This is a genomic window from Pseudomonas sp. LG1E9 (assembly GCF_003290225.1).
Classification (GTDB): domain Bacteria; phylum Pseudomonadota; class Gammaproteobacteria; order Pseudomonadales; family Pseudomonadaceae; genus Aquipseudomonas; species Aquipseudomonas cyclaminis.
Genome location: NZ_CP029983.1, coordinates 877,356 through 894,565 on the forward strand (window position 1 = coordinate 877,356; position 17,210 = coordinate 894,565).

Sequence of the window (17,210 nt, forward strand, 5' to 3'; positions counted from 1 at the left end):
TCGCTTCCTTTAATTACGGTTTGGCCAGGTTGGCAGTGGCGGTGTCGAGCAATTGCCCGACCAGTTTGGTCAGCTGTTGGCCGCCCATTGAAGGCGCCCAATATTGGCCGCTGTACAGCCCGACGTTGTGCTCGAACTTGATCGAGTCCTTGGCCTTGGCCAGCTCTTTACCAGTGCGGTCGACAATCACCAGGTCGCCGGCCACCTCGAAGCTGTCCACGTAGATCGGGCCGTTGACCCAGATCCAGATGGTCAGCGTCAGCAGCGCACCGGGGACGTACGCCGGGTGCGGTGCGCGATGGCCTTTGAGGGCGGTCATGTTGAATTTGAGTGTCACGTCCTGCTCGCCCAGGCGTACCGGGTACTCAGTAACTTGCTTGAAGTAACCCGCCGTGCGCACGTACTGGGTGATCTGGGCCGTCAGGGAGCTGCTGATGGCAGCCTTGTTGGCCTCGTTGACGTCGGCGGCGCTCACCGTCACATCGGCGATTTGTGCACTGCGCGGGCTGCTGACAGCGACCGGGTGGAGCGGGGCGGCGATAGGGCCGGTGACGGTGTAGGAAACGCAGCCGGTCATCGACAGCGCGGCGAGCAGGGCCGAAGCCCGGAGAAGAACTTTAAACACGCAATATCCCTATTAATAAACAGACCCAACACAGTGTCTCGACCGCATGGTACACAACTTGAGAAATGTGCAGCGGCGCACGCAGGCGACCGAAAGCACTTGAGAAGCCCTCTCAACCCCGTAAAATGCCGCGATTGTTTAAAGCACGATACTTTTCAGGGACGAATTCAGACATGCGCGCGTTTGCCGTATTCCTCGTTGCCTGCCTGATGGCGGGCTGCGCCTCCAAGCCGGAGTACTATATTTCTCCGGCGCCGGTGACTATTCCCAAGACGGCCACTTACTGGCTCGATACTTTCGATGTTGAGGTGGTGGGGCAGAACGATCGCTTCATGTCGGACGACAACGTGCGCAAGCAATTGGGCATTGACCTCGTCAACCGTCTGCTTAAAGCCAATCGATACGCCACCAGCAAGGCTTCCGCCGACTACCTGCTCGATGTAAAAGTCGTCTACAAACGGCTCATCCAGGATACGCACGGTGCTCTCGTCAGCACGATCATCGAAGACAACAAGTACTTGGTCTCGGTTGATTTCAACTATGAGGTCAAGGTCAAGAAAGGCGATACCGAAGTCCTGCATTTTGCCCAAACCCGCGAACGCCTCATGCCGACTATGGGACGCGGACAGTGGCAACACTGGAAGACAGTGGGCGGTATTTTGACCCGCAGCGGCAATTCAAATGTCGAGGGGTTTTATACCGGCAACCTGAGCGGTTTCATCGCCACGGATTTACGCAACATTCCATCCCGTTAGTTTCACCCGCTTTAACCGATTTATCACCCCCAGGAGCACCCTGTGAAAACTCTCTCCAAAATCCTGCTGTCCGGCCTCACCGCCGCAGCGCTGCTTACCGTGGCCGGTTGCGCCACCGAAAGCAATCGCGCCCTGCCGGTGGAGCAAGTCGCCAGCGCCCACGTCGCCTATTCCGGCGTGCGCGTGCCGATTGCCGTGGGTAAGTTCGACAACCGCTCAAGCTACATGCGCGGCATCTTCTCCGACGGCGTCGACCGTCTCGGTGGCCAGGCCAAGACCATCCTCATCACCCACCTGCAGCAAACCAACCGCTTCAGCGTGCTGGACCGCGACAACATGGGCGAAATCTCCCAGGAAGCCGCGATCAAAGGCACCGCGCAGAAGCTCAAGGGCGCTGACTACGTAGTGACCGGCGACGTGACCGAGTTCGGCCGCAAAGAAACCGGCGACCGCCAGCTGTTCGGCATCCTCGGCCGTGGCAAAACCCAAGTGGCCTACGCCAAAGTTGCGCTGAATATCGTCAACATCAGCACCTCCGAAGTGGTGTATTCCACCCAGGGCGCCGGTGAATACGCGCTGTCCAACCGTGAAGTGGTCGGCTTCGGCGGCACCGCCAGCTACGACTCCACCCTCAATGGCAAGGTCCTGGACCTGGCCATGCGCGAAGCGATCAACCGCCTGGTCGACGGCATCAACGCCGGCGCCTGGAACCCGCGCAACTGATCAGCAACACCTCAAGGAGCAGTACACGGATGAGCAAGGCAGTGAAGTTGGCGCTGATGCTGACAGCAATCGCGGCAGTCGCCGGGTGCCACACGGCGCCCCAACCCCTGTATCAATGGGAAAGCTACCAGCCGCAGGTTTATGAGTACTTCAAGGGCGAGCCCAAGGAAGCGCAGGTCGAGGCACTGGAACGCGATCTGCAAAAGATCAACGCCAGTGGCCGCAAGGCGCCGCCGGGTTACCACGCGCACCTGGGCATGCTCTACCTGAGCATGGGCAAGGATGATCAGATGGTGCAGGAGTTCCGCACCGAGAAAGCACTGTTTCCTGAGTCCGCCGCCTACATGGACTTTCTGCTGAAAAACGCCAAGACCGGAGTGGCCACCAAATGAGCCTGTTAAAACTCACTGGCGCCTTGCTGGCCCTGGCGTTGCTCGGCGGTTGTGCGACGCCTAAGACCGTGGATTACACGGCGTATAAACAGGCGCGGCCGAAGTCGATCCTGGTGCTGCCACCGATCAACGAATCCCCGGAAGTGCAGGCCTCGTACAGCCTGGTCTCGCAAGTGACCTACCCGCTGGCCGAAGCCGGTTACTACGTGTTGCCGATCGCGCTGGTGGACGAAACCTTCCGCCAGAACGGCCTGACCACCGCCAACGATATCCAGGGCCTGGCGCCGACCAAGCTGCATGACATCTTTGGCGCGGACGCGGCGCTGTACATCACCGTCAGCGAGTACGGCACCAAGTACATGCTGATCGCCAGCGACACCGCCGTGACCGCCTCAGCCAAACTGGTCGACCTGCGCACCGGCACCACCCTGTGGACCGGCACCGCACGCGCGTCCAGCGAGGAAGGCAACAACAACGGCGGTGGCCTGGTGGGCATGTTGATTACGGCGGCGGTCAAGCAGGTGATCAACAGCTCCACCGACGCAGCGCACCCGATTGCCGGTATCACCAGTGCACGCCTGCTGTCACCGGGCCAACGTGCCGGGATCCTATACGGCCCGCGCAACCCCAAGTACGGCACGGACTGAGTCAATAACCTCGGTTCAACTGTGGGAGGGGCTTGCCCCCTCCCACAATTGGTCTGCAGTGTTATCTGAATCCGATTTAACCCGAACACCCCACCCCCCGCGTCTGACCTTGTGAACGGATCATTCACTCACGAGGCTCAGCCCATGTCCCATCCTCTGCTCTTCCTGCGTCCTGCCGCCCAAGGCTTTGCCGTTACCGTGCTGGTGGCGCTGGCTGGGTGTGAGTCGTCCTCTTCCCCCGATTTGGCCGAACCGGCTGCCCCCGTCGCCGAGCTGCAAAGCGCGCCGATGCAAGGCGCACTGGTCAAACGCATGGCTATGCCCGCACCGATGCGGATGCAGGAGTCGGTGGCGATGGACTACCGCAGCGAACCCCGTGAGCAATACGCCAACCTGCCGGACAACCCGGTGCACCGTGTGGCCGAAACACCGGTCTCCACCTTCAGCGTCGATGTCGACACCGGCAGCTACGCCAACGTACGACGTTTCCTCAACCAAGGCAGCCTGCCGCCCGAAGGCGCTGTGCGATTGGAGGAAATGGTCAACTACTTTCCCTACAGCTACGCACTGCCCAGCGACGGCTCACCGTTTGGCGTAACCACCGAACTCGCTGCCACACCGTGGAACCCGCACACTCAACTGCTGCGCATCGGCATCAAGGCGTCCGACCGTGCCGTGGCGGAGCTGGCGCCGGCCAACCTGGTGTTCCTGGTGGACGTGTCCGGTTCCATGGACCGCCGCGAAGGCTTGCCGTTGGTGCAAGGCACGCTGAAATTGCTGGTGGATCAGTTGCGTGATCAGGACCGGGTTTCGCTGGTGGTGTATGCCGGTGAATCCCGCGTGGTGCTCAAGCCCACCTCGGGGCGCGACAAGGCCAAGATCCGCAATGCTATTGATCAACTCACTGCTGGCGGTTCCACGGCAGGCGCATCCGGCATCGAACTGGCCTATCAGATGGCCCGTGAAGGCTTTATCGACAAAGGCATCAACCGCATCCTGCTGGCCACCGACGGTGACTTCAATGTGGGCATCAGCGACTTCGACAGCCTCAAGCAGATGGCTGCCGAGCAGCGTAAAAGCGGCGTCGCGCTGACCACACTCGGCTTCGGTGTGGATAACTACAACGAACACCTGATGGAACAACTGGCCGATGCGGGCGACGGCAACTACGCCTACATCGACACCCTGCGCGAAGCCCGCAAAGTGCTGGTGGACCAACTCAGTTCCACCCTGGCCGTGGTGGCGCGGGATGTGAAACTGCAGGTGGAATTCAACCCGGCCCAGGTCAGCGAATATCGCTTGCTGGGCTACGAAAACCGCGCCTTGAAGCGTGAGGATTTTAACAACGACAAGGTCGACGCCGGCGAAATTGGCGCAGGGCATACCGTGACCGCGCTGTACGAAATCGTACCGAAGGGCGAGAAGGGCTGGTTGGAGCCGTTGCGCTACGCCAGCGCGCCTGCGGTCGAGGCTAAGTCCGATGAACTGGCGATGCTGCGCGTGCGCTACAAGCCTGCTGCAGGCGGTGATAGCCGCTTGATCGAGCGGCCCATCAGCCAAGACATCACCAAGGCCAGTGACGACCTGCGCTTCGCGGCGGCGGTAGCCGCCTTCGCCCAACAGCTCAAGGGCGATGGCCGCTACACTGGCAACATGAGCTTGAAGGACACCGCAGCACTGGCCCGCTCGGCGCGGGGCGATGACCCGTTCGGCCTGCGCAATGAATTCGTGCAATTGGTCGAACTGGCCCAAAGCCTGAAACCCTGAATGTGGGAGGGGGCTTGCCCCCGATGACACTAGAGCAGTCAATACATCGGTTACTGATAAACCGCCATCGGGAGCAAGCTCCCTCCCACCTTTGAGCAGCGCTAACTTTACAAAAGGAGTTCGCCCCTTACATGGCTGTTCCCGATGATCCACCCAGCGACGAATCCCTGCTGGCCCGCTACCGCACCGGCGACGCCGCCGCGTTCGAAGCCTTGTACGCGCGCCATCGCCAGGGCCTTTACCGTTTCCTCGTATCCCTCTGCAACAAGGCCGAACTGGCCGAGGAGATCTACCAGGAAACCTGGCTCAGCCTGATTCGGAGCAGCACCCAGCCACAAGGCCGGGCGAGTTTTCGTACGTGGTTGTTCCAGATTGCCCGCAACCGCCTGATCGACCACTGGCGCAAGCACGGCATCCATAGCCCACTGCACGACAGCTACGACGAGCAACTGCACGCCCAGGCCGACGACAGCGCCGGCCCCGAGCAACAGTTGAGCCTGAGCCGCGACCAGGCGCGCCTCGACACCGCCCTGCAAGCCTTGCCCGAAGACCAGCGCGAAGTCTTCCTGCTGCGCGTGCACGGCGATCTCGACGTGCCACAAATCGCCACGCTCACCAACGCCCCGCTGGAAACCGTAAAAAGCCGCTTGCGCTACGCCTTGCAGAAACTGCGTCGTCTGCTGGCCGAAGAGGTATCTGTATGACTGATTCCCGACACACCCCGGACAATGACGACGAGCTGCTCCAGCATTTTCGTCAACACAGCACGGTCGAGCCGCCCGCGTCCCTCGACGCCTTCATCCTCAACACCGCCCGCCGCGAAGCCCCGGCGCCGCAACCGAACCTGTGGCAACGCTGGCTGCAAGCGTGCCAACGCCCACGCTGGCAAATGGCATTCGCCACCGTGGCAGGCCTGGCGTTGATGATCGGCGTGGTCATGCGCGAGCCGGTGCCGCAAACCGAAATCTCCACCGCGACGTTCTCCGCCGTGCACGAAGAAGCTGCACGGCCGGCACCTCAGGCGTTATCCGCCCCAGCACCAATGGCCCGTATCGCCGCCGCGCCCAAGGCCGAAAGTGCGCCGGTACAGGCTGAAATTGCCGGCGCGATGGCGGATCAGTCCATGGCAAAAATGAGCAAGCGCGCACCGGTTGCCCAGCCTTCGTTGGAGGAGGGGCTGCGGGAAATTATCCGGTTGCGTGAAGCGGGGCAAACCAAAGCGGCGGACGAACAGTTGCTGGTGTTGCATGAGCGTTTTCCCGAGGAGGATTTGCCGGCACGCCTGGAGGCGCTGCAAAAGCGTTGAGCCGGTGTGCCCACAAAAAAGCCCCAGGCCTGTTGGCCTGGGGCTTTTTTACACCCCGCCGTACTGCTGGTGCCAAGCCACCGTATCGGTGACGGTCTGCTCCAGCGCGCGAAAGCTCAGGCCAAGCTCCTTTTCACTCTTGCGGTGGTTGAACGAGGTGCGGTGCTCCTCGCGTATCAACAGCCGCAAGGTCGCCATGCTCAGCAAAATGGGTTTACCGGTGAGGTAGGCGTAGGTCTCTTGCACGGCGGCCAACAGGTAGAGCACGGGCAGTGGCAGTTGTCGGGACGGGGTTTTCACATCGGCAATCCGTCCCAGCAGCGGGACTAACTGGCGCATGGTCAAGTTGCGGCCGGCCGCCAGATAACGTTCGCCGCGTCGCCCGTACTGGGCGGCGGCAATGTGTGCCAAGGCCACATCGCGAGCGTCGACCAGCGAAAAGGTGCCGGGGATCAGCCCCGGCAGCTTGCCATTGATCACGTCCCTGACCAATTGCCCCGAGGACGTCGGCCCACGGTCGCCCGGCCCCCACATCCAGCCAGGCAGTACCATGCACGCGCCCATCCGGGGATGGGTTTGCAGAAACCTCATCACTTCACGCTCAGCGAGGATTTTGCTGCGGTAGTAGTCATCCGCATCGGCTTCGGCGCGCAGGCACGTCTCATCGATGGGCGTACCGGGTGCGCCGTCGAGCACGGCAATCGAAGAGGTGTGCACAAACCGTCTGACCCCTGCGTCGTAGGCATGCTGGAGCAATGCTCGTGTGCCGGTCACGTTGATCCTTTCGAGTGCGTCCCAGTGGCTGCCGCCCTTGTAGTTATCGCGAAAGAACGCCGCGCAGTGAAACACCGTGTCGCAGCCTTGCAGCGCCGACGCAAAGGCGCCGACATCGGCCATGTCGCCCACCACCCATTCCACGCCCGGCAGGTCACTGAACTGCTGTTCAGCCTTGGTTTGCGAGCGCACCAGGGCCTTGACCGAGTAGCCGCGTGCAACCAACTCGCGGACCAGGTTGTTGCCCAGCAAACCGGTGGCGCCGGTCACGAACGTACTGTGCAGACGATGGGGATTTGAGTTCATTCAGGCCATACCAAGTGTTTAGAAGGCCGCTAGATATACCGCTGAGACCACGCGTGAAAAACGGCGACTGCTGCATAATGGCTTTGCATATTTGCAGACCAGGGATGAGCACGGGTATGGCGTCGCAAGCAAATTGGGATGATCTTCGTCTGCTGTTGGCCGTGTCGCGGCGTGGCAGTTTTCTGCAAGCAGGTCAGTTGCTGGGGGTAGCGGCGTCCACCGTTTCCCGGCGCTTGACCCAATTGGAAGCCGCCCTCGGGGAGCCGCTGGTGGAGCGCGGCGTCGAGGGATGCTGGCTGACCTCGCGCGGGCAATCGTTGGTGGACGTCGCGCTGGCGGCCGAGGCCGGCCTGCGCCGCCAGTCGATGATGGAGGGGGACGGGGCGCGGGCCGTGCTGAGCGGCACGGTACGGGTCAGTGCCGGCGAGGGGTTTTCGGCCTCGATCCTGGAAGCGGCCAATCGTTTTACCGCCCTGCACCCTGGCTGTGCCGTGGAATTACTGGTCACCACCGACTTTCACAAGATCGTGCGCGGCGTGGCCGACATCGCCGTGCGCACCGCGCATCTGGGCGAACCTTCGTTGATCTATCGAGCGCTGGGCACACTCGACTACGGCGTGTTCGCGCAGGCTGCTTACCTGCAGCGATGCCCAGCGCTCACCCCCGCCACGGCGGCCAGTATCGCCTTGCTGCCGCCGCTGGACCTGTTGCCGCCCATGCGCGCGGCGAAGGCGGCGGGGCTGGACCATGCCGCGATCCGCGTGAGTTCGTTCAACGTGCAGCTTGAATCGGTGAGGCGCGGCATGGGCATCGCGGTGCTGCCGCGTCTCCTGGCGGAGGGCCTGAGCGAAATTTTCCCGGAGATTGAACTGCCGTCGCTGGACGTCTACCTGGTCACCCGGCCCCAGGCGTTGAAACAGGCGCATATCCACGGGTTTTTCATCCTGCTGGAGCAGGTGCTGCGCGAGGCCCTGGCAGCATAGATATAAATTTCTAAAGCCAGAAACAAGAAAGCCCGCACAGGGCGGGCTTCTTGGGGTGTTTCGTAGACTGTCTGAGACAGCCCGAGACTGCTATATGGTGCCCGGCGCCGTTTGAACCTGGAGGTAATGTTCCCGTTTCTAAAGGGTTTTACCTTCCGCTATTTTCTAAGGTATACACCAGGGGATACACGGTGCTCGCTGCTGGGGCGTTTTTGGCTCGTTTCACGCTGGCTGCAAAAGCTATCTAGGTTCGTTGCTCCATCCCCGACGAACGGTACGCCGCTTGATATACCCGCCGCCGGTGCAAAGGTGTGGTCATCACCACCACTCCTTTGATGATCAGTCCAAAAGTGGCCCAATTATCTCGCTCCTCACTTTTGAGGAGCCATCGCCACACTTTTTTGCGGCGATGTTGCTGGCGCCGTGCGGCAGTTCCACCACACAGAGGAGTTCTTGCCATTCTCCCGCGCCAGCCCCCCCCCCCGGATCAGGGTAGTGGTCATTCATGGGGTGTTTCGCTAAAGGGTGTTGTCCGGGATTCTCCGTGAATAGCCTGGGCTCCCATTCCGGTATGGCAGGTACTTGAAAAACTACCGAGGCCCTGGCGGTTGCCTTTTCCGCCTACAAGCGCATTTCCCTTATTACGCGCCTTGGCTCAGTTCCCCGCAAAAGGGCGCGCCGGGCGTCCTTCGTGAGCTGGTCGAGCGCCTGCTTCTCGAATGCCACCGCCATTGCGCTGGCCTTCCTGACGATCAGCAGTTCCAGTTCCGGCGGAATCACCACCTTGTCGGCTGGTAGATAATCACAATCAATAACGGACACTTTTCGTTCCTCCGGCTGTTGGTTATCCGGGATTTCAATCGGACCATCGTGTTTTTTTTGCTCTATTAATTTTCATATCTTAATAGATAAGGAGTGAGCTTTTCCGCTATCAATCGGCAAAGCTTTTTGTACTGAGCGTCAGTTAAAGCTTCACCTTTATTTGCACCGCAGTTTTGAAACGCAAACTCAACAGCTTCAGATAAAACACGATCTTTCTCTCTGGCTTCTGACATCGCTAATGCAACAGGTATCACTGCTTCAAGGCACTGTTGCATTTTGATTGGGTCGTATCTCTCATAATTGTATGTTGCATAGACATCCTCCAGGCTCAACGGTATACGAACATTCAATGAAAGCTCTGTCCCTGTGATGGGATCAATCGCGTAACTCTTGGAGATGGCGCGGCCAGTATATTTTTCTGATAGGCACACGACCATTCGTTGTATACCAAAGTACTCCACATAACCCAGAAGAAGCCCAGACTCAGGGTCTCCTTGAATGGCTACGCAGTGCAAGGGGGTATTAATAGGGCGGTTCTCGACTAATTCCTGCTCATTGTAGTAGCCGAAGCACGGGCTGCCATCGTGGCGAAGGTACTCGATAGCCTGCTCGCATGAGTTAGATGCGATGCCGGCGCTGTACGCCAAGCCCAGCGCGGATTTAACGAGCGATTTACCAGATTTTGGGCCACCAAAGTCAAGGTTAAACTCCAGCATTCCGGATAAGTACTCATCTGTAGGCAGCAATTCGGAAGCCAATTTTTCTATATCTATGGTCGGATATTTTCTTTTTACACCCTGCAGAATTGACTTGGCTTCTTTGATGTCTCGGGCAAGTATTCTAATGCTCGTTTTTCCATCACTTGTCGATTCTTCAAAGCTTACTTTAGATGGTGACATTCCCCCTTTGCTGTGAAGTGTTAGAGATCTACCTTCTGTGGTTGTGAATGTTTGCGAAGGAGGATTTCCTCGTTCTCTTTGAATGAAGAATATTAGACACAGTGGATTCAACTGCTTGCTGAGCTCCGTGTCCCATTCATCACCTGTAGTGCTGTTACAGTTCCGGCATAGAAAGCCTTTTATTTTTCTCCTGCCACCTATGCTGTTGGGGATGACGTGCTCTCTCGAGTCATTCTCAGTGGTTATATTGATCTCGCATAAGCTGCAAAAATCCATCTACGACTCTCCGTTCTCGGTGACCTTGTTAGCGAGTGTAGCCTCCAGTGCGTTCCAGCTCCGTGACTGTTTCGGACGAGCAAGTATTCCTTAGACGAGCTTCAATCCTCAGTTTGCTGGCCGTCACGTTGCAGGCGCTGGAATCCCCGCAAAAAGGGCGGCTTGGCCCTGGTTGTTGGCGAAAATCCGTCTAGGGCCTGTCTAGTATTGCCTGGCGCGCTGAGGATTTGTCTGGCCCGGTATTTCGCCATCCTATACGTCAGGATATTGATCGAGCATCCACCTTGACGGCCACTTCATAAATTCTTGACGAGGCTGGTGCTGGCCAAGCTGCGAGAATGCCCGAAAAGCCTTGCCCAGCTTGGCTTTGAACGATCCAGCTACTGGTGACATCAGATAAATCCGTCAAGACCTGTCTAAAATCTCGTCAAGGCTGGTGAAGGATTTCCCATCAGTGAATATCACGGCTCGACCCTGTTTCTGGACGAGGTAGCTATCCGGCCGCATGCCCGATCTGCCATCAGCCCTTACTGGCTTTGAACTGCGGGCCGGGCCGGAAGAACTGCGGTCTCTCCAGCCGTCCAGAGCCTGTCCAGAATCCGTCAGGGGTCTGTCAGGGGTATGAGACGGAAAAGCCCTTAACTTTGACGGCCTCCACACGGGATAAGCCTCAGACGGCCACCCAGCGCCGGTTTCGTCTCATGCCTGCCTTACATTCCGTCAAAGCGTGATATTTGGGATTGGTTGTATCGCGACACTGAGAGGCTCTAGACGGAACCCTAAGCCTCACCGAATTCGTTGGAGGAGAGCGCTCCTAAACCAGAAATATATTCGTGCCCGCTTGATAAGACCTTTGAATACAGCCGCTTGCCGAATCGAGAGCTACGCGAACTCTTCATCAGACCTGCAAAGATGTCATTTTGCTGGCATTTTGATTGCCCTACGATGAGGCACAAACGTATGCTGAGGGTTCAATCAGATTGGAGAGTAAAATGGATTTATCTCAAATTAAAATTGCCCGCTATGAAGAAGGGCAAAAAATCTGGATGGTTCGTGCCGATAGTGGCCAGTACCTCGAAAACTTCATGTTTGGATCAGTAATATCAATTAAGCATCTAGACATTTTTTATAACTTTTCTGACCATGACACAAAAGATATTCCTTCAGATGAGGCTATCCGGAAGTCGATTCTTTCCAAGGCAAATTATCGAGATCAAAATTCAAAAACACCAAAGCTTAATGGGTCAGGTCAACGTAGTTACAATCAAATTATGCATTTCCTGCACGATATCAAACGCGGTGATTTGATTGTTTCTCTAGATGATAATGTCGTCGTTATCGGTGTATGTAGATCCTCTAAAGCATTTTTTAGTAAAAGAGGTCTCAACAAGCCTGACCCCGAAGGCGGATCTACTACAAAGCTGCCTCATACACTTCGTAAAAAGGTTGATTGGGGACCAAGAATTCCACGCTCTAGAGCTGCGGGCCTATTACGAGCTCCATTTCAGGCCGTTCATACAATATCTCGACTTGATAAGCACTGGAAGGAAGTGTTTAGTCTTATCTATCCTTTTTTTACCGATGGTGAGAGCTTGTACTTCTCTCAGTTTATTGGAACCAGAGAGGAAATAAATGGAAAAGTAATTAGCAAGCTGTTTTCTAATCTATCCAATGTTCAACCTCTGCTTGATGAGATGTTAAACGGAGTCATAACTAATGCGTTTGTGGATGCGCTAGTTAATGATGAGTTGGAGCTCGCGTGGGAGAGTTTTGATTTAACAACGAAAGCTTTTTTCATGTCTCCTGGCGGGATTTCGAGCAAGCTTCCATTACCGGCTGGTATCGCTAAAGAATTGGCGGCTAAGGTTTTAGCAGTACTTGTTTTGATCAATATTGGTTTAATTTCAGCTGAGGCAGCAGCCGAGCAGTTAGATGAGGGGAATTCCACTTCATCCATTTATACACCGGGTGGAATGATAAAGGAAAGAGATCTAAAGCCTAGTGGTGAAGATAACGTAGGTAGAATGCTGGGTGAGTTAGTAAAAGGGAACGCTGCACAGCTAGAGCAGATTAAGAAACGCCAGAAAGCTATCAAGGTTAAGTCGAAGCTTAAGCTAACTATACCTGATTATGATACTTCCGTCCTTGAAGAGAAAGGTGGAGTCAAAGTGTCGAGGATTGATTAGTATGAAGAGTAATGTAATAGATGTCGCTGGCGGAACATTTGTTGTGGTGGCAGTTTCCTATGCGACGGGAACCGCTTACTTTAATTCGTACTTCCGAAAGCTTCACGCAACTCCCGATCTCTTTACAGTATCTATGGAGAGAGTCATTTTTGAAGGTGGGCGACAGTTACTAGATCTTGTCTTTCTTCCACTGTGCTGGTTCGCTGCAATTCTCTTGGTGGTCGGTTTAACTAGTACGGCTTTTCAGATTTGTGGAAGTCGAAAACTTCATGGCATTGGGCAAGCTGTGGCCAAAACAAGTGTTTATGGGGTTGTGAAAGAGTTTTGGTGGGTGTTTGGCTTCATCGGCATATCTATTATTACCTCCATATCTTTCGAGCGTGGGGGGGCTGCCGGAATAAAGGTCGCAAATGAGAAAAGCTGCACCCGTGTAGTAATCGATACTGATGATGGTCTGCATACGGGATGTGTTATTTATAAAACTGAAGCTGAGGTGTGGCTTCTCATGGCGGAAAATAATCAGAAAGTTTTGGTGAGTTTTCCTGCAGATAAATACAAGAGTCTAACTACCTATTGATGTGTCAGGATGATTATCCTTAGGCGGTTACGTAAGCCGACAGTCTTCACGGCTGATTAGTGCTGGGTGAGAAGCTAGTTATCCTTCTACTCCATCATCCCGCCGGTCAACACTTGGCGCTGAAATAGTGAACCTTTTCCATAGGAGTGTTTCGCGATTGGCAAGGTTGCCAGTGAACGCCGCAGTAAAACCCTGGAAACCATAGTGGAAACCAGTGTCTGGCAACCATAGCTTTTGATAACAGATTGGCGGCATGGTTCGCACCAGGTTCGCGTAAGAGGGTGCGAGCCAGAAGTGCGAACCTCCAACCAGCACGCATCGGCTATTGCGTAACGATCATGCGTACCTTGCTGCGTATCAATGCCATACAGCTCGCTCCCACGGCCAGTGCGTGAAGACTACGCGTGAAGGGGGCGTGAAAACTTGCCCGTGTGAAGAGGTCTCGCATTATTCAAAAGCGTCCACACCATTCAATGGTTTCCCAGATCACTTTAGAAACCAAGAATACGTCAGTCATGGTTAAAGAGATTGGCGTACTTCGCCCACAGAGCGCTGAACACGGTCCAGTCTGTGGCTCCGCTACTGACGGTAAAGCGAAGGGTTGTTCCTTCTAACTGCGGCCCATCCATTGTCAGAACGGCGTCAGATAATGAGTAGAATGATTTAAGCTTTTCGTCCGTGACGTCTGTGGGCGTTGGGTAGCGAGCCGCCCAGACAAGCATGCCCTTATAGAACTTGAGGAGATTTCGTTCCTGCTCGTCTACCGACAAGTTCAAAAGTCGGTTGAGTTTTTCAAAGGAGTGAGTTTTGAAATCCGTCGGGGCGACGCTTCGTTGTATAAGCACCGCCTTCATCATGACCTCTAAGGCAAGGCCGCATAGCATGTGGTAAACGTGATAACAGGCAATCCCCATGTCGAAGCTCGACCCTAGCCCGAGTTCTTGGGCGATTAGGGCGTTGTTGTTTCCCATGGAATACCACACCGCCCCTGCGCTTGCATGCAGGTCCGAAGATCGATTGAACCAGTGATTTGGGTGACTTTTCATCTCTGTTAGTGATGGGCGGCTAGCTAGCCAGGCTTCCGCGTCAAAATCTTCATTCGTCCCTGACATTTGTTACTCCTTCAATTGATAGCGTATCGGTTGATTCGGGGAATTGGTTAGACGAGTTCATGCGCCCATTTATAGCTGCTATACAGGAATGGTCGACCTTCCTCTTTTGCGGTCTCCACAACTCGCAAACGCACCTTTGTGCCTACCGGATAATCTCTGATCTCCCTTGAGCACTCGATCTTCATGTTTTGAGCAAAGGGCTGCTCGCCTGCAGGACGAACACCATTCTTGCGGCGTGCGCGGTCATAAAAAACCTCCGCGATGATCAAAACGTATTCCTCTGGGCTGTGCCGGCTTTCCCAAATCATGGTCACTCCTTGAGCCACTCTTGTGAGTCGAAGCGTGATTGAAGGTCAGCGCCAACGACTTGTCAAAACCTGTCATCGAGGGCGCACCAGAACCTTATAAAACCTGATATCGAATCGAGTGCGGAGCCTGGCCCGATGTTGACAAATGTTGACATCAGGTCGGCCTGGAACCGGTGGCAACGTTCGCCGCCTGTTAGCAAAAGTTAGTCCCTCGGGAGGTTGGCCAGCCTGTCGGTCTGTTAACAATTGTCAGGGTTGGCGGGCGCCTCTGTGATAGAGAGCCCTTGGATGCATGGTAACCATGCGAGATGGTTACTTTTGGTGGTCACCGCGCTTGGTCACCGGTCGGGTAGCCGCCCAAGCCAAGCCATGACCACTTGCCGTCTGGCTTCTTGTAGCGCAATTGCCAAGACTTGTTACCGTCTGGGCGCACTCGCAGATACAGAGCGTTTCCGTCCAGCTCCCGGTATTCCTTGGCTTCAGGCTCCAGGGTGGCTAGCACGGTGTCGGCTAAAGGGCGGCGTTTTATCTCGCTGCGCTTCATGTTTCTTGTACCCCTCAGTTTCAATTATTTTAAAAGGTACATGAAGGGGTACATGAAGGGGTACACGAAGGGAAGATATAGGGAGAGACAAGGAGAGATAGCCAGAAACAAGAAAGCCCGCACAGGGCGGGCTTCTTGGGGTGTTTCGTAGACTGTCTGAGACTGCTATATGGTGCACCCGGCGGGATTCGAACCCACGACCCCTGCCTTCGGAGGGCAGTACTCTATCCAGCTGAGCTACGGATGCTTGTGCGGGCGACATCATACCCATGTCGACCATGGGCGTCCATGCTGGTCTTTGGTCCTTAAACGGTAGGAATTTGCCTGACGAAGGCCCTGCGCCGCGTAACTCGGATCAATGCACGCCAATCTGCCTCGGCTACGCTGATCCGAAAGATTCGGCAAATGTGCCGTTTTCGTTCTTTTTTTCGAACAGACTATTGCCCTGTACCCCCATTGATCCTAGGATTCGTTTGAGATTTCAAACGCTCTGTCTCCCGTGCGCATTCAACTTCCTCGCGTGCTGGGGCTGATTTCCCTGACGGCAGCCCACAAGGCGCCTTTCAACAACTCTAATTCGCTCCGCGTGCGCGCGGTGCTGTTAAGGAAAGCCGACATGCAGCTCAAAGATACCCAGTTGTTTCGCCAGCAAGCCTTTATCGATGGCGCTTGGGTCGATGCGGACAATGGTCAAACCATCAAGGTCAACAACCCTGCCACGGGCGAGATTCTCGGCACCGTGCCAAAGATGGGCGCCGCGGAAACCCGCCGTGCCATCGAAGCCGCCGACAAGGCCCTGCCGGCCTGGCGTGCACTGACCGCCAAGGAGCGCGCCAACAAGCTGCGCCGTTGGTTCGAACTGCTGATCGAAAACCAGGACGACCTCGGTCGCCTGATGACCCTCGAACAAGGCAAGCCGCTGGTCGAAGCCAAGGGCGAAATCGTCTACGCCGCGTCCTTTATCGAGTGGTTCGCCGAAGAAGCCAAGCGCATCTACGGTGACGTGATCCCCGGCCACCAGCCCGACAAGCGCCTGATCGTGATCAAGCAGCCAATCGGCGTGACCGCTGCCATCACTCCGTGGAACTTCCCGGCTGCCATGATCACCCGTAAAGCCGGCCCGGCCCTGGCCGCTGGTTGCACCATGGTGATCAAGCCTGCTTCGCAAACTCCGTTCTCGGCCCTGGCCCTGGTTGAGCTGGCGCACCGTGCTGGCATCCCGAAAGGTGTGTTGAGCGTGGTTACCGGCAGCGCTGGCGACATCGGCGGCGAGCTGACCAGCAACCCGATCGTGCGTAAATTGTCCTTCACCGGCTCGACCGAAATCGGTCGCCAACTGATGGCCGAATGCGCCAAGGACATCAAGAAAGTCTCCCTGGAACTGGGCGGCAACGCGCCGTTCATTGTGTTCGACGACGCGGACCTGGATAAGGCCGTGGAAGGCGCGATCATCTCCAAGTACCGCAACAACGGCCAGACCTGCGTCTGCGCCAACCGCCTGTATATCCAGGATTCGGTGTACGACGCGTTCGCCGAAAAACTCAAAGTGGCCGTGGCCAAGCTCAAGATCGGCAACGGTCTGGAAGACGGCACCACCACGGGCCCGCTGATCGACGAAAAAGCCGTGGCCAAGGTTCAGGAGCACATCGCTGATGCCCTGAGCAAAGGCGCCAAGCTGCTGGCCGGTGGCAAGGTGATGGAAGGCAACTTCTTCGAGCCGACCATCCTGGTCGACGTGCCGAAAAACGCCGCCGTCGCCAAGGAAGAAACCTTCGGCCCACTGGCGCCGCTGTTCCGTTTCAAAGACGAAGCCGAAGTGATCGCGATGTCCAACGACACCGAGTTCGGCCTGGCGTCCTACTTCTACGCCCGCGACCTGGGCCGCGTGTTCCGTGTGGCTGAAGCGCTGGAATACGGCATGGTCGGCGTCAACACCGGGTTAATCTCCAACGAAGTGGCGCCATTCGGCGGCATCAAGGCCTCGGGCCTGGGCCGTGAAGGCTCCAAGTACGGGATCGAGGATTACCTGGAAATCAAATACCTCTGCCTGGGCATCTAAGCCTCGGTTTGGCATGGCTGTAAACGCAAAGGGCACGAGAGCGCTGACCCTTTGCGTGTTTCACATGGTTATTCGTAGTGACCGGGAACGCTGTGGCAGTCGATCATCGCATGCTGCCGCAGTTGCCTCCCCGCCACGTATTCCTTGAA

The 17,210-nt window shown here is 56.4% G+C and carries 17 protein-coding genes, 1 tRNA gene and 2 pseudogenes; 11 read left to right on the forward strand and 9 right to left on the reverse strand.

All coding sequences use genetic code 11. From position 1 onward, the window contains the following. Positions 1 to 13: 13 nt before the first annotated feature. A complete protein-coding gene (locus tag DNK50_RS04240) occupies positions 14 to 625 on the reverse strand; it encodes a hypothetical protein (RefSeq protein ID WP_112192900.1) in 612 nt (203 codons plus the stop codon). 173 nt (positions 626 to 798) lie between these two features. On the opposite strand from DNK50_RS04240, the gene DNK50_RS04245 reads away from it, so the two are divergent. The 7 genes from DNK50_RS04245 to DNK50_RS04275 all read left to right on the forward strand — a co-directional run bounded on the left by DNK50_RS04245 (position 799) and on the right by DNK50_RS04275 (position 6,215). After that, complete coding sequence (locus tag DNK50_RS04245; protein WP_112192901.1) at positions 799 to 1,380, forward strand: hypothetical protein; 582 nt, start codon at positions 799 to 801, stop codon at positions 1,378 to 1,380. 42 nt (positions 1,381 to 1,422) lie between these two features. Next, the gene (locus DNK50_RS04250; RefSeq protein ID WP_112192902.1) at positions 1,423 to 2,103 is read left to right on the forward strand and encodes a CsgG/HfaB family protein; all 681 of its coding nucleotides are present in this window, start codon (positions 1,423 to 1,425) and stop codon (positions 2,101 to 2,103) included. Between the two features lie 29 nt (positions 2,104 to 2,132). After that, complete coding sequence (locus DNK50_RS04255) at positions 2,133 to 2,495, forward strand: DUF4810 domain-containing protein (protein WP_032884856.1); 363 nt, start codon at positions 2,133 to 2,135, stop codon at positions 2,493 to 2,495. Further along, positions 2,492 to 3,142 carry a DUF799 domain-containing protein gene (locus DNK50_RS04260; protein WP_099584345.1) on the forward strand — a complete coding sequence of 217 codons (651 nt, stop codon included), beginning with the start codon at positions 2,492 to 2,494 and terminating at the stop codon, positions 3,140 to 3,142. The genes DNK50_RS04255 and DNK50_RS04260 overlap by 4 nt, the downstream gene beginning before the upstream one ends. Before the next feature lie 144 nt (positions 3,143 to 3,286). Continuing rightward, positions 3,287 to 4,909, forward strand: a complete 1,623-nt coding sequence (locus tag DNK50_RS04265) for a VWA domain-containing protein (protein ID WP_112192903.1) — start codon at positions 3,287 to 3,289, stop codon at positions 4,907 to 4,909. Positions 4,910 to 5,040: 131 nt separating this feature from the next. After that, positions 5,041 to 5,613: an RNA polymerase sigma factor gene (locus DNK50_RS04270; RefSeq protein WP_112192904.1), complete on the forward strand. Its 573-nt coding sequence runs from the start codon at positions 5,041 to 5,043 to the stop codon at positions 5,611 to 5,613. After that, complete coding sequence (locus DNK50_RS04275; RefSeq protein WP_112192905.1) at positions 5,610 to 6,215, forward strand: hypothetical protein; 606 nt, start codon at positions 5,610 to 5,612, stop codon at positions 6,213 to 6,215. Before DNK50_RS04270 ends, DNK50_RS04275 begins: the two co-directional genes overlap by 4 nt. Positions 6,216 to 6,263: 48 nt before the next feature. Here the strand turns inward: DNK50_RS04275 and DNK50_RS04280 are convergent, their stop codons facing one another. Further along, complete coding sequence (locus DNK50_RS04280; protein WP_112192906.1) at positions 6,264 to 7,295, reverse strand: SDR family oxidoreductase; 1,032 nt, start codon at positions 7,293 to 7,295, stop codon at positions 6,264 to 6,266. A 116-nt stretch (positions 7,296 to 7,411) separates the two neighbouring features. Here DNK50_RS04280 and DNK50_RS04285 point away from each other — a divergent pair, with 116 nt between their 5' ends. Further along, on the forward strand, positions 7,412 to 8,278 hold the full coding sequence (locus DNK50_RS04285) for a LysR family transcriptional regulator (RefSeq protein WP_112192907.1): 867 nt from the start codon (positions 7,412 to 7,414) through the stop codon (positions 8,276 to 8,278). A gap of 621 nt (positions 8,279 to 8,899) precedes the next feature. On the opposite strand, the gene DNK50_RS04290 is transcribed toward DNK50_RS04285, so the two are convergent. The 3 genes and pseudogenes from DNK50_RS04290 to DNK50_RS29405 form a co-directional block, all read right to left on the reverse strand. Next, positions 8,900 to 9,100, reverse strand: a complete 201-nt coding sequence (locus DNK50_RS04290; protein WP_112192908.1) for a hypothetical protein — start codon at positions 9,098 to 9,100, stop codon at positions 8,900 to 8,902. A gap of 65 nt (positions 9,101 to 9,165) precedes the next feature. Next, a complete protein-coding gene (locus tag DNK50_RS04295; protein ID WP_256595484.1) occupies positions 9,166 to 9,999 on the reverse strand; it encodes a hypothetical protein in 834 nt (277 codons plus the stop codon). A gap of 168 nt (positions 10,000 to 10,167) precedes the next feature. Further along, positions 10,168 to 10,275 (reverse strand): annotated as a pseudogene (locus DNK50_RS29405) (HNH endonuclease); the annotation flags it as partial. 992 nt (positions 10,276 to 11,267) lie between these two features. Here DNK50_RS29405 and DNK50_RS28740 point away from each other — a divergent pair. Both DNK50_RS28740 and DNK50_RS04305 read left to right on the forward strand, forming a co-directional pair. Beyond that, positions 11,268 to 12,461: a hypothetical protein gene (locus tag DNK50_RS28740; RefSeq protein ID WP_162633360.1), complete on the forward strand. Its 1,194-nt coding sequence runs from the start codon at positions 11,268 to 11,270 to the stop codon at positions 12,459 to 12,461. 1 nt (position 12,462) lies between these two features. After that, positions 12,463 to 13,038 carry a hypothetical protein gene (locus DNK50_RS04305; RefSeq protein ID WP_112192911.1) on the forward strand — a complete coding sequence of 192 codons (576 nt, stop codon included), beginning with the start codon at positions 12,463 to 12,465 and terminating at the stop codon, positions 13,036 to 13,038. A 509-nt stretch (positions 13,039 to 13,547) separates the two neighbouring features. On the opposite strand, the gene DNK50_RS04310 is transcribed toward DNK50_RS04305, so the two are convergent. The 4 genes and pseudogenes from DNK50_RS04310 to DNK50_RS04325 form a co-directional block, all read right to left on the reverse strand. Continuing rightward, entirely contained in the window at positions 13,548 to 14,150 is a 603-nt protein-coding gene (locus tag DNK50_RS04310) for a hypothetical protein (RefSeq protein WP_112192912.1), read from the reverse strand. A gap of 47 nt (positions 14,151 to 14,197) precedes the next feature. Then, positions 14,198 to 14,458, reverse strand: a complete 261-nt coding sequence (locus tag DNK50_RS04315; RefSeq protein ID WP_112192913.1) for a hypothetical protein — start codon at positions 14,456 to 14,458, stop codon at positions 14,198 to 14,200. Positions 14,459 to 14,795: 337 nt separating this feature from the next. Next, positions 14,796 to 15,002: pseudogene (locus tag DNK50_RS04320) on the reverse strand (Arm DNA-binding domain-containing protein); the annotation flags it as partial. A 170-nt stretch (positions 15,003 to 15,172) separates the two neighbouring features. Beyond that, positions 15,173 to 15,249 (reverse strand) — tRNA-Arg (locus DNK50_RS04325). A gap of 369 nt (positions 15,250 to 15,618) precedes the next feature. On the opposite strand from DNK50_RS04325, the gene gabD reads away from it, so the two are divergent. Continuing rightward, the gene (gene gabD, locus DNK50_RS04330) at positions 15,619 to 17,061 is read left to right on the forward strand and encodes an NADP-dependent succinate-semialdehyde dehydrogenase (protein WP_112192914.1); all 1,443 of its coding nucleotides are present in this window, start codon (positions 15,619 to 15,621) and stop codon (positions 17,059 to 17,061) included. Positions 17,062 to 17,210: the final 149 nt, after the last annotated feature.